The following is a 14,557-nucleotide window of genomic DNA, read 5'->3' as shown; positions in this document are numbered from 1 at the left end:
GGCGACGTCGCACGCGCCGCATTCGCGAAGATCGGCGTGCTGATGGCGTCGGCGCGCCGTACCGAGAAGCCGCTGCACCCGACCAACCTGCATGTGAACCAGGCGCTGTTCCCGCGCGACACCGTGCAGTCGCGCCTGCCCGATCCGGAATGGCTCGAGCGCTGGCTCGACGAGCAGATCCGTTTCGACGGCGAGTGGGAGAAGAAGGTCGTCGAGCGAATCCTGCACAACCTGTCGATCCTGTTCGAGCGCACGTTCGCGACCGCGCAGGAGCTGAACCGCTACCGCAAGGAAGTCACCGGCCGCCTGCAGGCCGAAAGCGGCCCGTCGTCGGCCGCGCAGCCGGCCTGAGGCCGGCAGGTGCCGGCGGCGGCGCGAGTCGCGCCCGGCCCGCGGCACCGTGTCGCGTTCGTTGCATGAAGCCCGCCCGGCCGGTCCGGCGGGCTTTTTATCGGGTGCCGCCGTCGCGCGCGCCGCTGTTCATTCCGTCCGATCTCCATCATGTCCGCCACCTTCGAACGCAAGCTGATCACCCGTGATGCCCTCGTCGCGCTGCGCGCGTCGCTGCCGTCGCCCGTCGTGTTCACCAACGGCGTGTTCGACATCCTGCATCGCGGTCACGTCACGTATCTCGCCGATGCGAAAGCGCTCGGCGCCTGCCTGATCGTCGGCGTGAACAGCGATGCGTCGGTGCGCATGCTCGGCAAGGGCGACGACCGGCCGATCAACCGCGAAGAGGATCGCGCGGCACTGCTGGCGGCGCTGGAAAGCGTCGACTGGGTCGTGACGTTCGGGGAAAAGACGCCCGTGTCGCTGATCGAGGCCGTCCGTCCGGACATCCTCGTGAAGGGCGGCGATTACGACATGGACGCGCTGCCGGAATCGGCGCTCGTGCGCGGCTGGGGCGGCCGGGCGCTGGCGATTCCGTTCGAGCACGACCGCTCGACCACTGCGTTGCTGAAGAAGGTGCGCGCGCAACAGTCCTGAGCGCGACGCGGCGCCGTCACGGGGCGGACGCCGCGAGCGGTGCGGTCGTGACGGCCGGCGCCGCGATCGGGCCGCCGACGACGGGCTGGTCGGTCGCCCGCATGAGCGGTGTCACGCGCAGCGCGTCGGGCCGTACCTGCCGCGACAGCACGCCGGGTTCGCGCGGGCCGGCCGCCGGCAGCGGCCCGAACACGCCGCGCGCCACCACGAACGCGAGCATGTTGGCGAGAAAGAGAACAGCGATCAGCCAGCGCAGCATCGTCGAAACTCCTTGTCGTCATCGACGTGATTCACGTCATTCACTCGAGCCGGCCGCATGGCCGGCTTTTTTCATGGCTTCCGTCGACCGTTCGTGCGGGCCGCTGGCGCGGCACCGCGCGTATTGCATCGTCGGCGTGATGCGGGCCCGCTTGGGCCCGCTCCGGCCGGCATCGCCACGCGCCGGCGCGATGCCGGCGCCTTTGCGTCAATCCGGCGCCGTTGCCGGGCCGGCCGGGTCCGCTGCGATCAGCGCGAGCCCGGACAGGATCAGCGCGTCGTGCCGCGTATGCGCGACCGTCAGCGCACGCGCGACGTCGTCCGCCGCGCCGCCTGCCAGCACGAGCCGCACGGGCGCCTGCCACGCTTCGACGAGATCGCGCCACGCGCGTTCGATCAGGCCAGCCTGTGCGTACAGGCAGCCGGCCGACAGCGAGCGCGGCGTATCGATCTGGAACGGTTCGGCCTGTGCGCCCGCGAGCAGGCCGCTGGCGATATCGGTGGTCAGCGTCGGCAACTGCGCGGTGTGCGTGCCGAGTGCGCGCATCATCAGCGCCCAGCCAGGCGCGATCAGCCCGCCCGTGAAGCGGCCGTCCGCGCGCAGTGCCTCGAGCGTCGTCGCGGTGCCGAACGTCGCGATCAGCAGATGCTCGCCCGGAAACGCCGCGTGCGCGCCGATCAGGCCGGCCCAGCGGTCGCTGCCGAGTTGTTCGGGCGTCGTATAGCCGTTCGTCACACCGCATTGCGCGGGCCGCGAGCGGATCGTCGTGCGCGGCAGGCCCGGCCAGCGCGCGTCGAGCAGCGCGTCGATCCGTGCGGCCACGTCGGCGCCCGCGACGTTCGAGATCCACGCGCCGCGCGGACGCGGCAGATGCGACCAGTCGGGATCGGCGCCGCCGTCGCGCGTGTGGCCGAACGCGCCCGTGTCGACGAGCGTGCGCCGCGCGTCGGCGAGCGCCCACTTGATCCGGCTGTTGCCGGCGTCGATCAGCAGGTGCGGCTCGTTCATTGCGCTTCGCGCAGCGACACGTCGCCGGCCGCGATCGTCTGCACGCCGTTCGGTGTATCGAGCAGCAACTGGCCGGTCGCATCGATGCCCGTCGCGATGCCGCGCACGCGTTCGACGCCCTGTTCGAGCAGCACGACTTCGCGGCCCGCGTACGCGTGCAGCGCGTGCCAGCGCGGCAGGAACGGCGCGAGGCCGTCGGCGCCGAATTGCGCGAGCGCGGGCGTGAGCGCGTTCAGCGACGCGGCGAGCGTATCGGTGAGGTTCGCCGACGCGCACGCGATCGACAGCGCGGCGGGCGGCAGCCCGCTCGCGAGCGTCGCTTCGCGCGCGCGCAGCGCGTCGACCTGCGCGGCGACGGCTTCCGCGCCGCGCACGTTGATGCCGAAGCCGATCACGACGGCGGTGGCGTCGGCGGTGGTCCAGACGGTTTCGATCAGGATCCCGGCGAGCTTGCCGACGATGCGCGGCGTGCCGTCGTCGTCGGTCGTCAGCAGCAGGTCGTTCGGCCATTTGAGCGCGACGCGCATGCGGGCGTCGAGCGGCAGCGTGGCCAGCCCTTCGGCGAGCGCGACGCCGATCGCGATGCTGAGGCCGCCGAGCGCATCGATGGCGCGCGGCACGATGCAGCCGACCGAGCACAGCAGCGCATTGCCGGGTTGTGCGAACCAGGGGCGGCCCTGCCGGCCGCGGCCGGCCGTCTGCTCGAACGCGACGCGCACGAGCGGCGCGGGCAACGCGTTCGCGCTGCGCGGCAGCGCCTTGAGCCGCGTTGCGACGTCGGCGTTGGTCGAGCCGGTGGCGGCGACGATGTCGAGCGGCCACGCGCGCGGCGCGGCGTCCAGGTGCGCCTCGAGCCGGTTGCGCGCGATGTGCGCGTCGCCGGATTCGGGCGTGTCGGAGGAGGTGGGGGCGTTCATGGCGCCTATTGTAGCGACAGGGGGCGTTGGCGCGTCGGCAAGCGGGGCGGCGGTCATTTCCTCGGGCGGCAGGGGCCGATTGATGTGCGACGCTTCGCGCGAATGTGCTCGTGGTGAATCGAGAGAAGTTGCATTCAGGTAGTCATGGGCACGCGAGCAGGAAGAAATACCGTTCCGACATTCCGGTTGATCGATTGACGAAACATCGTCGACCGATATCGATTGATCGGGATTTCGAATTCGTATGATGGATTTCCTTGTGCCGATCGTGCATTTTGGTGCGACGAGATTTGCGCTGAGCGCGACGAGAGGGAATCCGGATGAATGGTGGCAAGCAATGGTTACTCGCGTCTTCGTTGGCTGTTGTCGGCCGGTTGATGGCTAGCGGCGGCCGGTATGCCGCTGGCAGGTCGACCGCCGTCGGATGGGCGGCGCCCGGTACTTTCGCGGATGAGCGTTGCTCGGGCGCGATGAGCCGAGGTGACGCCGCATGATCCGCTATTTCCTCGCCAAGGGCGATCGGGGCGGTAGCGCGACGATCACCGAGGGACTGGAATGCGTCACGTGTTCCGATCCGCCGCCGCGTGTGCAGATCGCCACGCTCTACATGAAAACCTACTGTACGGCTTGCGAGCAGGTGGGGTTTGTCGCGCCGAAGGGGCCGCGCTTGCCCGGCAGGGGGCCGAATGGTCAGGGATGGGCGTTGAGTGGGGATATCAATGCATGCGGGTGCAGTCCGCCGCCTGTGTTCCATGCCGAGCGGGGCATGCGGATGATCCTGACTTCGCATGAGGCGACTGAGCTTATGGAGAATAGACGCACTCCAACGCCTGAGGACGAAGCGCCGGTTGCCACGGCGCGAGCGGATATCACGCTCGATTACGACGAACAGGTACGTGTTGGCATCGGCACGACGTTGCCGCAGAGCTATCCCTATTTGATCGAAATGACCGACGGACGCACGTATGCAGGGCGTGTCGGTACGAATGACCAACTGCCACGCATCGGTACCGAGCCCGCTGGCAGTTACACGATCTATTGGGGCGAAGATGCGCTTGCTCATCCGGACTGGACGCCATGCCCAACAGACCGATAACGGTGAGAGCGAATACGATCCCTCGATCCACCAAGGTAGTACAGCTTCAGGCGGTGACGTTCAAATCGTTGTGGGATGCTCATCCATCCGGGAATCCACACGACGATCCGGCTTATACGAATCAGTGCGCTATTCGTATAAGTGTCGCCTTGCACCGCGTTGGTGTCGACATGAAGTCATTCTCGTCGAGGCTCGTCAGGCCGCTCGGCGGTCAACGTAGTATTGGGCGAATTCTGCTGAATGGAAAGGCAACGGCCACGCGTGCCAATGAACTCGGCTCGTGGCTCAACCTGCAGCCATTTGCCGGTATCGGAAAGGCGGAGGTGATTACCGGAGCGGACTGGGAGGCGAAAATAAAGGGGCGTACAGGTATTGTGATGTTCGATGGTTACTGGGCGCGTGCCGGCGAGTCGGAATTGAATGCGAGCGGTGGGCACATTGATCTCTGGAATGGCTCTCGAATGACGATGAATGGCTTCTGGGGCGCCGCGTCGACGATAGGGCGATATATCGGGATGGTGTCGTTTCGGCAAGGTGCGAATGTCCTCCCAAGTCTCAGCTATTCCGATCTCGGAAGATCGAATTCAGTCTTGTTTTGGGAGATCAAGTGAAGCGGTTTGCGATTGCGCTCTCGGGGGCGCTTGGCGGTTTGCTGTTAACTTGGTTTTACCTCTTCGTATACAGCCATATCAGTTGGCCGAAACTTGCAGGCACACCGGCTCGCGGTTGTTACGAGATCGACAAGTGCCCGACCTCATGGTGGCAGGGAGTATTGTTTTTTGCGTACTTGCTGGGGCCTGCCTTGTTTTTCTGCATCGTCAATGTACTGGCTTATAGGCGCTGGTCATGCAAGAGGTGGAGTGCCATGCTCGGCGCTGGAACCCTACTCGCGGGCCTGTTCTACCTTGAGCCCTATGTTTCCCGTCTGCTTAAGTGGCGTATGTGATGAATGGACGATCTTTCACCGGTCGTTGCGCGACGAGGCCGTAAAAATAATCACGCAGCGAATTGACGAACTCGATGTCTGGAGAGAGCCTGCGCGGGCAAGAGTCAGAGAGTGGTTCGGGATCGCCGACGAGCCCACTCGCGGTGCGCTGACGAATGGATTGGTGGCCTTGATATCAGTCATGAATGGATTGGCGGCAAGGAATTTCGTTCGCTCCGATCCCGACCTTGATCGGGCTCTCGGCTGTATGCCAAATACCAAAAATCTAGACGGCGAAGTTGCGCACGTTTGCGGCCCTGATACCGCCACGCACACGATATCGATTTCCCCGAAGTTCTGTGAGCTTCCGGATACGAGTGCAGGTACGTTTTCCTCGATGCAACTGACCATTGTTCACGAGTGCGTGCATTTTCGGGATACATTCGGAGCGGTTGACTACAAGAACACCTATGGACAATTTCTCAGCAGGCGGCTCGCCAAAGAGGCCCCGGCAATGGCGATCAGGAATGCGGACAATATTGCGTGGTATATCTTGTGCATCGATTAGCCTTGCGGGGCTTTGTGCTTCAGGCGTCGTGTTTGCATGCAGCTTTTCCTTGCAATACGCAAGTAAGCTCGACCACGGCGTCATGGCCATTTCGAATTCTGACCGGATCGCGCTCGCCAGCTTGTTGGTGACTGTTCGGAACAGTGCGGCCAACAATGGTCCCGTCGTGATCTACGGATATGCAGATGAGCGCGAACGTGACGCAATTGCGATCGCCCGTACTCGGGCGCATGCTGTCCGAGCATATCTGCTCGATCTCGGCGTATCAAAAGACCGAATTCATATGGAGCCTAAAATCTGGCGAAGCAACTCCGCTGTCCCCTCGACTGAACGCAATCAGCTAGAGATAGAGTTCATTCCAGCGTGCTCATCGGAAGCTTGCGAGAGTCCGTGCGGTACGGTTTTGCCGGAGCAGAAGTAACGACGGACGGTATCCGCATGCGAGATCCCGAAGTGGCATTGCGTCGCGCCAGCGTTTCATCTGCCTAGCGCTGCATCTCTATTCGCTCCAGCGCCTTGATGTCTTCTTCGGACGTCATCTTGCATGCGACGCGACCACCGTTCGGCCAGGTCACGCTCGCGCGCCCCCCGGCCGAACGGCCGTCACGGCGCGACGACGGGGTGCTTCAGCGCATGCGCGGTCTCGATCCACTGCGCGTGGAATTCGTCCGCGTCGGGCCGAAGCCCGAGTTCGCCGTTGCGATAGGCCATCGCGAGCGTCTGCACGGCTTCTGGCAACTCATGTTCGGCGGCCCGGCGATATAGCGCGAGCGCGCGCGCGTCGTCACGCGGCACGCCGCTGCCGTCGCGATACGCGTTCGCGAGCATGAAGTCGGCGGCCGGGATGTCCGCGCGCGACGCGATGTCGAACCAGTGCGCGGCCTGCACCGGGTCGGCGGCGATGCCGTAGCCGCTGCGGTAGATCAGCCCGAGGTAATACGCGGCGGCCGGGTCGCCCTGTTCGGCCGCGGCGCCGAGCAGCGCACGAGCGCGTGCATAGTCTTTCGGGAGATCGCCGCTGCCGAGCAGCAACGCCTTGCCGAGTGCGAGCTGCGCGCGCCGCGCAGCCGGCGCGTCGGCCTTGTTGTCCGCCGCCGCGGCCGTTTCCAGCCAGCCGCGCCCCTCGTCGCGCAGCCCCGGTTCATGCGCATCGACGAGCGCGATGCCGAGCGCCGCCTGCGCAGCGCCCGAGCCGCGGCGCGCGAGCGTGCGCAACTGGGCCAGCGCATGCGGCTCGGTCGCCTGCGTGACCATCGCCTGCCATTCGTCGAGCTGCGCGGCGCTCGGCGCGGGGCCGGCGCCGCGCAGGCCGGTCGCCGCGACGACGGCCGCGACGGTCACGGCCGCCGCCGCGAGCAGCACGGCCGGCGGGAGTTTCACGCGCAGCACGCGCCGCGCGGCAGCGGCGAAGCCGGTTTCGGCGGGCCGCATCGTCCGGATTGGTTGCATCGCGTGTCTCATTGTGTGAGGTCGATCTCGTAGGTCGCGAGGTTCTTGCCCGAGCCGTCGTCGGCCGCGACCTGCGTGATGCCGGTCAGGCCGGCCGCCGCCGCGTCGCCGAGGCGGTTCGGCGCGGACGTGAACTGCACGTGCGCGACCGAGCTCGCGAGCTTCGTGAAGCGCCAGCTGCGCTGCGCGCCGTCGGCCGCGCGCGTGATCGCGCCGTGCTTCTTGATGAACGCGATCAGCACGTCGCGGTTCGCATCGGGCGACGCGAAGATCGTCTTGCTGCCGTCGAGGCCCGGGAAGTTGCCGCCGCCGCTCGCGCGGTAGTTGTTGGTCGCGACGATGAACTGCGCATTCGGGTCGATCGGCGCGCCCTTGTACGTCAGGTTCCGGATCCGGCTGCCGACCGGCTGCGTGACGTCGATTTCATACGCGAGATCGGCGGACGTGAACATGTCGAAGTTGTAGCCGGGGAAGGTGCTGACGAGCGGCTGTACGGTCGCCTTGGCCGGGTCGATCGTATTGAAGCGCTTCGCGGCCGTTTCGAGCCAGTTCTTCACGTCGGCGCCGCTCACCTTCACCGCGTACACGGTGTTCGGATACAGGTAGAGGTCGGCCGCGTTGTTGATCGCGAGCGCGCCCGGCGCGACGTCGGTGTAGTCGGTGCCGCCGCCGAAGCCGCTCTTGAACGGCGCGCTGACCGACAGCACCGGCAGCGACGCATATTGCGGCAGGTTCGCCTGCACGTAGGTCTTCACGTAGTCGGCCTGCGCCTCGTTGACGATCTGGATCGCGCCCGGATCGCCGACGTCCGCGAAGTACGAGTTCATCCGGTAGTCGGTCGAGCCGATCGGCGTCTTCACGTAGTCGATCGTCGCCTGGTGCTCGGCCGCGATCGCGGCCGAGACCGACGGGTCGGCGGCGACGTAGCTCTTGTCGGCGTTCTGGATCGGCCGCGCCTCGACGGTCGTCTGCGACTTGTCGACGGCCCACGTCTTGCCGTCGAACTTCAGGCCGAGCTTGATCACGCCGAGGTGCTTGCCCCAGTAGTTGGCCATCACGGTCGGCACGCCGTTGACGGTGCCCTTGACCTTGTCGACGCCCGGCAGGTTGAACTGCGACACGGTGCTGTTCGCGTCCGGGAATACCTGGTGCGAGTGGCCGATCAGCATCGCGTCGATGCCGGATACCTTCGACAGCCACCAGCTGCCGTTTTCCATCGTCGGCGAGTACGCGGCATTGTCGAGGCCGCCGTGCGAGATCGCGACGACGAGATCGGCGCCCTTCGCGCGCATCTCCGGAATGTACTTCTCGGCCGCTTCCTTCAGTCCGGTCGTGTAGACCTTGCCGTCGAGCCAGCGCTTGTCCCAGTTCATGATCGCGGGCGGCGTGAAGCCGATGATGCCGATCTTCACGGGCGCGCTGACCGTCTTGCCGTCCGGCGTCGTGGCCGTCACCGTGCGCGTCAGGATCGTGTACGGCGTGAACAGCGGTGCGTTGGTCTTCGCGCTGATCACGTTCGCGAGCACCTGCGGGAAGTTCGGGCCCGCGCACTTCTTCTGCTGGGCCGGCGCCGGCAGGCCGTCGACCTCGAACGTGTTGCCGGTCACCTGCGACAGGTACGGCAGCCCGTAGTTGAACTCGTGGTTGCCGATCCCGCCGCCGTCGAATTTCGCGGCGTTCATCACCTTGTAGATCGCGAGCGTCTGGTCGCAGCCGACCGGCTTCACGAGCGCCTGGTAGTCCGACAGCGCGGTGCCCTGGATCGTGTCGCCGTTGTCGAGCAGCAGCGTGTTCGGGTACTGCTTGCGCGCCTGCGCGATCAGCGTCGACACGCGCTCGAAGCCGAGCGAATTGTCGGCGGCGAGCTTGAAATAGTCATACGACAGCACGTTGGTGTGCAGGTCGGTCGTCTCGAGCAGCGCGAGCGTGGCCGTCGTGCCGACGGGCGCCTGGGCCTCGGGCTGCGACGGCGGCGTGGCGGTGACGTCGTCGCCGCCGCAGCCGGCGAGGACGAAGGCGAGGCTGGCGAGCGCGGCGGCGGCCGGTACGTGGCGGCGGGAAAGCGGGGGGAGACGCATCGGTTGTCCTGTTCGGTGTTCTGTTTTATGAAACGCGAGGTACGCACGAATGGCGGCGCGGCGCGCCGACGGCCTGATGTGCGGCGCGTGAGAGTATCGAAAGGAAACATGACGGAACAATGAAAGGTCGCGATGCTGGCAGCGGGCCGTAGCCAGGCGGCGGCTTCGGGCCGGTCCCGGCTGGCGCCCCGGCCCGGCGCTCCCGGCCGGCGCCCCGAGCCCGGCGCTCCCGGCTGCGCGCCGCGAGCCCGACGCTCCGCCGGAAATCCTCACGTCGCGGCGCCGGGCGGTTCGCTACAATGGCCGCTGTCATCCTTTTGCAAACAACCTGCCCTTGGACTTCGAGACTCCTCCCGGCCTGTCGGTCGACGCCGGCGGCCAGGGCCAGACGGTGCGCCTGACCGGCCAGTGGACCGCGCTCGCGCTCGCGCGCAACCGAGGCGCCGTGGCGCGCCGCGTCGCGAGCATCGCCGCCGGGCGCGTGAGCGAATGGGATCTGTCCGGCATCGAGCGGCTCGACCACGTCGGCGGCCAGGCGCTGTGGCGCGTATGGGGCCGCAAGCTGCCGCCCGGCGTCGCGCTGAGCGCCACGCAGCGCACGATCTTCGAGCGCATCGAGCGGCTCGACAGCCAGCGCGAGGCGCCCGAGCGCATCGTGCGGTTCGGTCCCGTCACGCGCCTCGGCCTGGCGATCTTCGCGTTCGGCGAACACCTGCAGGGCGGCATCGCGATGTTCGGCCTCGTGATCCTCGATGCGCTGTCGGTGCTGCGCCGTCCGAAGACGATGCCATGGAAGGAAACCTCGGCGAACATCTACAGCGCCGGCGCGCAGGCGCTGCCGATCACCGCGCTGGTCGCGTTCCTGATCGGCATCGTGCTCAGCTACCTGTCCGCGCAGCAGTTGCAGACGTTCGGCGCGAACCGCTACATCGTGAACATCCTCGGGCTGTCGGTGATCCGCGAGCTCGGGCCCGTGCTGTCGGCGATTCTCGTCGCGGGCCGCTCGGGCTCGGCGATCACCGCGCAGATCGGCGTGATGCGCGTGACCGAGGAGCTCGACGCGATGCGCGTGATGGGCATCCCGCACGGGCTGCGGCTGGTCCTGCCGCGCGTGCTCGCGCTCGGCGTCGCGATGCCGCTGCTCGTGATGTGGACCAACATCATCGCGTTGACGGGCGGCGCGCTCGCTGCGAAGCTGGTGCTCGGGATCGACGTCAACTATTTCGTGCGCTCGCTGCCGGGCGTCGTGCCGATCGCGAACCTGTACATCGGTGTCGGCAAGGGCGTCGTGTTCGGCATGCTGATCGCGCTGGTCGCGTGCCATTTCGGTTTCCGGATCAAGGCGAACTCGCAGAGCCTCGGCGAAGGCACGACCACGTCGGTGGTGTCGTCGATCACGGTCGTGATCCTCGCCGACGCGGTGTTCGCGATCCTGTTCCAGAACGTGGGGCTCGGATGAACGCATCGAACGAAACGACCACGCATGCCGCGGCCATCGGCGCCGGGACGGTCGACCCCCGGCCGGACGCGGCCGCCGATGCCGGCGACCTCGTGATCGAGGTGCACAACCTGACCAAGCGCTACGGGCGCAACATCATCCACCAGAAGCTCGATTTCGACGTGCGGCGCGGCGAGATCGTGTCGGTCGTCGGCGGCTCCGGCTCGGGCAAGACGACGCTCGTGCGGCAGATCCTCGGTCTCGAGCGGCCGACGTCGGGCACGATCAAGGTGTTCGGCGAGGACACGTCGAAGATCGACGACGCGAGCGCGCGGATGATGCGCACGCGCTCGGGGATGCTGTTCCAGCAGGGTGCGCTGTTCTCGTCGATGACGGTGTTCGACAACGTCGCGCAGCCGCTGCGCGAACTCGGCCGCGTGCCGCCCGACCTGCTGCACGACATCGTGATGCTGAAGCTCGAGATGGTCGGGCTGCCGTGCAAGCACGCGTCGAAGATGCCGGCCGCGCTGTCGGGCGGGATGGTCAAGCGGGTCGGCATCGCGCGCGCGATCGCGCTCGAGCCCGAGCTGCTGTTCCTCGACGAGCCGACGGCCGGCCTCGATCCGCAGGCGTCCGACGAATTCGTCGAGCTGATCGCGACGCTGCACCGCACGCTCGGGCTGACCGTCGTGATGGTGACGCACGACCTCGACACGATGGTCGCGCTGTCGACGCGCGTCGCGGTGCTGGCCGACCGCAAGGTGCTGGTCTCCGCCCCCGTCGAGGAGGTCGCGAACGTCGACCATCCGTTCATCCACGAATATTTCCTGGGGCTGCGCGGGCGCCGCGCACTGCAGGCGCTGCCGCCCGAGCGGCGCGCGAAGCTGCCGAAGGCGGCCCTCGAACCGGCGCTGTCGAGCGTCGAGCTGTAGAAGCAAGGAACCCGCGAATGGAAAACAAATCACATGCGTTCTGGGCCGGCCTGTTCACGATCGCGCTGACGCTCGCGATCGCGGGCACCGTGTTCTGGTTCAACGTCGACCGCACCGTGCGCGTGCCGTACGACCTGCTGGCGCGCACCAACGTGACGGGGCTGTTCCCGGACGCGGCGGTGCGCTTTCGCGGCCTCGACGTCGGCAAGGTGCAGTCGATCGGCTTCGATCGCACGCATCCGGGCCAGATTCGGATCCGGATTCTCGTCGATCACGACGCGCCGATCACGCAGTCGACCTACGGCAGCCTCGGCTTCCAGGGCGTGACGGGTATCGCGTTCGTGCAGCTCGAGGATACGGGGCGCGATCTGGCGCCGCTGCCGTCGTCCGCGAAGTCGATCGCGCAGATCCCGATGCGGCCGAGCCTGTTCGACCAGATCCAGGAGCGCGGCGACGTGCTGCTGCGGCAGTTCGAACTGGCCGCGAAGAGCGCGAACGCGCTGATGTCGCCCGAGATGCGCGAGCAGTTGCGCGCGACCGCCGAGAGCCTGCAGCACGCGGCCGACAACGCCGCGACGCTGACGAAGCAGCTCGGCCCGGCGGTCACCGCGCTGCCGGAAACGATGCACGAGGTGAACCGCGCGATGGCGTCGGCGAACACGCTGCTGCAGCCGAACGGGCCGCTCGTGTCGAACCTGAACAAGGCCGGCACGGCCGCCGAGCAGGTCGGCGTCGCGCTGAACGGGCTCAACGCGCGCGTGCAGTACGACACGCTGCCGCGCTTCAATGCGCTGGCCGGCAGCGTCGGCGACGCGTCGCGGCAATTGAAGGACGTCGCCGGTGAACTCGGCCGCAACCCGCGCAGTCTGTTGTTCGGGTCGCCCGGCGCGGCGCCGGGGCCCGGCGAAGCGGGCTTCGTCTGGCCGGGTGCGGATGCGGCGGCCGGGAAGTGAAGCGGAAACCCATCGATCGTCCGCCCGCAAGCGGCCGGACCATGACGCGCCTCGAAACCGGAAACCTCATGCAGGAATACGCCATGCCACGAATCCTTGACCGCGCGCTGCGCCCGGCCGCGGCCGCGCTTGCCGTGCTGACGCTCGCGCTGGCGGCCGGCTGCGCCGGCAACAGCGCGGTGCTGTCGAACATCCGCTACGACCTCGGGCCCGCGTCGTCGGTGGCGACCACCGGGTCGGGCCCCGCGCTGAAGGTGCTCGACGTCGCCGCACCCGACGCGCTCGATTCGGACAAGTTCGCCTACCGCCTCGCATACGCCGATGCGCAGCACGTGGCCGTCTATCGCGACAGCCGCTGGACCGCGCCGCCCGCGCAGTTGCTCACGCAACGGCTGCGCGGCGCGCTGTCGTCGCGCGGCACGGTGCTCGAAGGCACCGACGGCGTGCGCGCGCCGACCCTCAAGGTCGACCTGAGCGAATTCGAACAGGTCTTCGACGGGCAGTCGCAAAGCCACGGCGCGGTGACCGCGCGCGCGACGCTGATGCAGGACGGCAAGGTGCTCGGCCAGCGCACGTTCGTCGCGCGCGCGCCGTCGAGTACGCCCGACGCGGCCGGCGGCGCGCGTGCGCTCGCGGCAGCCAGCGACGAACTCGTGTCGCAGATCGCCGCGTGGGTCGGCGTGCAGGCGTACGCGGGCACGCCGTGACGCCCGACGTGCAGCCGCGGTGAGCGTGCCCGGCACGCATCGCGCGTCACCGCTCGCGCGGCAGGCGTTTGCCGCTTACGCGGCGCTGATCGTCTATGCGTCGCTGTATCCGTTCGAAGGCTGGGTGTCGCTCGGCATCGGTCCGTTCGATTACCTGTTCGCGCCGATGCAGCGCTACGTGACGGCGTTCGACGTGGTCACGAACGTGCTCGGCTATCTGCCGTTCGGCGCGCTCGGCGTGCTCGCGCTGCACCCGCGCTGGCGCGGCGTGGCCGCGACGCTGATCGCGGGCGGGCTCGGCGTGCTGCTGTCGGGGACGATGGAAGCGCTGCAGACCTACCTGCCGACGCGCGTCGCATCGAATCTCGACCTCGGCGCCAACGCGCTCGGCGCGCTGCTGGGCGCGGCGCTCGCTGCGCCGGCCACCGGCGCGCTGCTCGACCGCGGCGCGCTGCGCCGGCTGCGCTTCGCGTGGCTGGAGGCCGATGGGTCGACGCCGCTGCTGCTCGCCGCGCTGTGGCCGTTCGCGATCGTGTTTCCGTCGCCGTTCCTGTTCGGCATCGGCGACTGGCCGGCCGCGCTGTGGGAGCGCGCCGACGCGTCGATGCAGGACGCGCTGCTCGCGTGGCTGCCGGCCGCGTGGCGCGTCAGCGAATGGCCCGAGCGGGTCGACGGCTGGTTGTCGGATTCCGCGTGGGAAGCCGTGCTCGGCGCGCTGATGCTGTTCGCGGCGCTGGCGATCGCGTCGCTCGCGATGCGCCCGCGCGCGCCGCGCATCCGGCTGCTGATCGCGCTGGTGGTCGCTACGCTCGTGCTGAAGGCGGCCGCGACGTTCATGCAGTCGGCCACCGGCCTCGTCGTCGTGTGGGCGACGCCCGGCGCGCGGCTCGGCATCGAGCTCGGTTTCGCGGCGGCGCTCGTCGCCTTGCGCGTGCCGGCGACGTGGCGCGCGATGCTCGCGGCGCTCGCGCTGCTGGCCGGTGTCGCGCTCGTGAACCTGCTGCCGGTCAACCCGTTCTTCGACTTCACGCTGTCGGGGTGGCGGCAGGGCCGCTACGTGCACTTCAACAGCATCGCGCGCTGGCTCGCATGGATCTGGCCTTACGCGGCGCTGATCTGGCTCGGCCAGCGCGTCGAGCACGCGTGGCTGCCGGCCGCGCTGCGCCGCTGACGCGGCAGCCCGGACCGTGCGGCGGCGGCCGTGCCGCGGGCAGCGGCGTGCGCCGGTCGCTATAATCGT

Annotated in this window: 14 protein-coding genes and 1 pseudogene; 10 read left to right on the top strand and 5 right to left on the bottom strand. The window is 67.9% G+C overall.

Annotated features, from left to right (window positions below; all coding sequences use genetic code 11):
• Both HWW87_RS25435 and rfaE2 read left to right on the top strand, forming a co-directional pair.
• Window positions 1-351, top strand: a pseudogene (locus HWW87_RS25435) (ferritin-like domain-containing protein); the annotation flags it as partial.
• Between the two features lie 150 nt (window positions 352-501).
• A complete protein-coding gene (gene rfaE2, locus HWW87_RS25430; protein WP_012329309.1) occupies window positions 502-987 on the top strand; it encodes a D-glycero-beta-D-manno-heptose 1-phosphate adenylyltransferase in 486 nt (161 codons plus the stop codon).
• Between the two features lie 16 nt (window positions 988-1,003).
• On the opposite strand, the gene HWW87_RS25425 is transcribed toward rfaE2, so the two are convergent.
• From HWW87_RS25425 to HWW87_RS25415, 3 genes are all read right to left on the bottom strand, one after another.
• The gene (locus tag HWW87_RS25425) at window positions 1,004-1,246 is read right to left on the bottom strand and encodes a hypothetical protein (RefSeq protein ID WP_059575981.1); all 243 of its coding nucleotides are present in this window, start codon (window positions 1,244-1,246) and stop codon (window positions 1,004-1,006) included.
• A 207-nt stretch (window positions 1,247-1,453) separates the two neighbouring features.
• Complete coding sequence (locus tag HWW87_RS25420; RefSeq protein ID WP_175822601.1) at window positions 1,454-2,254, bottom strand: type III pantothenate kinase; 801 nt, start codon at window positions 2,252-2,254, stop codon at window positions 1,454-1,456.
• On the bottom strand, window positions 2,251-3,171 hold the full coding sequence (locus HWW87_RS25415) for a biotin--[acetyl-CoA-carboxylase] ligase (RefSeq protein WP_175822600.1): 921 nt from the start codon (window positions 3,169-3,171) through the stop codon (window positions 2,251-2,253). The genes HWW87_RS25420 and HWW87_RS25415 overlap by 4 nt, the downstream gene beginning before the upstream one ends.
• 490 nt (window positions 3,172-3,661) lie before the next feature.
• On the opposite strand from HWW87_RS25415, the gene HWW87_RS25410 reads away from it, so the two are divergent.
• The 3 genes from HWW87_RS25410 to HWW87_RS25400 all read left to right on the top strand — a co-directional run bounded on the left by HWW87_RS25410 (window position 3,662) and on the right by HWW87_RS25400 (window position 5,760).
• Window positions 3,662-4,267 carry a hypothetical protein gene (locus tag HWW87_RS25410; protein WP_244107332.1) on the top strand — a complete coding sequence of 202 codons (606 nt, stop codon included), beginning with the start codon at window positions 3,662-3,664 and terminating at the stop codon, window positions 4,265-4,267.
• On the top strand, window positions 4,249-4,878 hold the full coding sequence (locus HWW87_RS25405) for a type VI secretion system amidase effector protein Tae4 (protein ID WP_175822599.1): 630 nt from the start codon (window positions 4,249-4,251) through the stop codon (window positions 4,876-4,878). The genes HWW87_RS25410 and HWW87_RS25405 overlap by 19 nt, the downstream gene beginning before the upstream one ends.
• 303 nt (window positions 4,879-5,181) lie before the next feature.
• Window positions 5,182-5,760, top strand: a complete 579-nt coding sequence (locus HWW87_RS25400) for a M35 family metallo-endopeptidase (RefSeq protein WP_244107331.1) — start codon at window positions 5,182-5,184, stop codon at window positions 5,758-5,760.
• 603 nt (window positions 5,761-6,363) lie between these two features.
• Here HWW87_RS25400 and HWW87_RS25390 read toward each other — a convergent pair.
• A complete protein-coding gene (locus HWW87_RS25390; protein ID WP_175822596.1) occupies window positions 6,364-7,209 on the bottom strand; it encodes a tetratricopeptide repeat protein in 846 nt (281 codons plus the stop codon).
• A gap of 8 nt (window positions 7,210-7,217) precedes the next feature.
• The gene (locus HWW87_RS25385; protein WP_175822595.1) at window positions 7,218-9,287 is read right to left on the bottom strand and encodes a bifunctional 2',3'-cyclic-nucleotide 2'-phosphodiesterase/3'-nucleotidase; all 2,070 of its coding nucleotides are present in this window, start codon (window positions 9,285-9,287) and stop codon (window positions 7,218-7,220) included.
• A 334-nt stretch (window positions 9,288-9,621) separates the two neighbouring features.
• Between HWW87_RS25385 and HWW87_RS25380 the strand changes: the two genes are divergently transcribed.
• The 5 genes from HWW87_RS25380 (at window position 9,622) to HWW87_RS25360 (ending at window position 14,488) form a co-directional block, all read left to right on the top strand.
• The gene (locus tag HWW87_RS25380; protein ID WP_175822594.1) at window positions 9,622-10,746 is read left to right on the top strand and encodes an ABC transporter permease; all 1,125 of its coding nucleotides are present in this window, start codon (window positions 9,622-9,624) and stop codon (window positions 10,744-10,746) included.
• Window positions 10,743-11,657 carry an ATP-binding cassette domain-containing protein gene (locus HWW87_RS25375; protein WP_175822593.1) on the top strand — a complete coding sequence of 305 codons (915 nt, stop codon included), beginning with the start codon at window positions 10,743-10,745 and terminating at the stop codon, window positions 11,655-11,657. Before HWW87_RS25380 ends, HWW87_RS25375 begins: the two co-directional genes overlap by 4 nt.
• Window positions 11,658-11,674: 17 nt before the next feature.
• A complete protein-coding gene (locus HWW87_RS25370) occupies window positions 11,675-12,610 on the top strand; it encodes an MlaD family protein (RefSeq protein WP_175822592.1) in 936 nt (311 codons plus the stop codon).
• 83 nt (window positions 12,611-12,693) lie between these two features.
• A complete protein-coding gene (locus tag HWW87_RS25365) occupies window positions 12,694-13,317 on the top strand; it encodes an ABC-type transport auxiliary lipoprotein family protein (protein ID WP_175822591.1) in 624 nt (207 codons plus the stop codon).
• 19 nt (window positions 13,318-13,336) lie between these two features.
• Window positions 13,337-14,488 (top strand): VanZ family protein, encoded by a 1,152-nt coding sequence (locus HWW87_RS25360; protein ID WP_175822590.1) that lies wholly within the window; start codon window positions 13,337-13,339, stop codon window positions 14,486-14,488.
• Window positions 14,489-14,557 lie beyond the last annotated feature (69 nt).

Origin of the sequence: Burkholderia sp. BCC0419 (assembly GCF_902830285.1) — a bacterium.
Taxonomy (GTDB): domain Bacteria; phylum Pseudomonadota; class Gammaproteobacteria; order Burkholderiales; family Burkholderiaceae; genus Burkholderia.
Note: the sequence above shows the minus strand (reverse complement) of the source record. Positions and strands in the feature narration are given on the sequence as shown.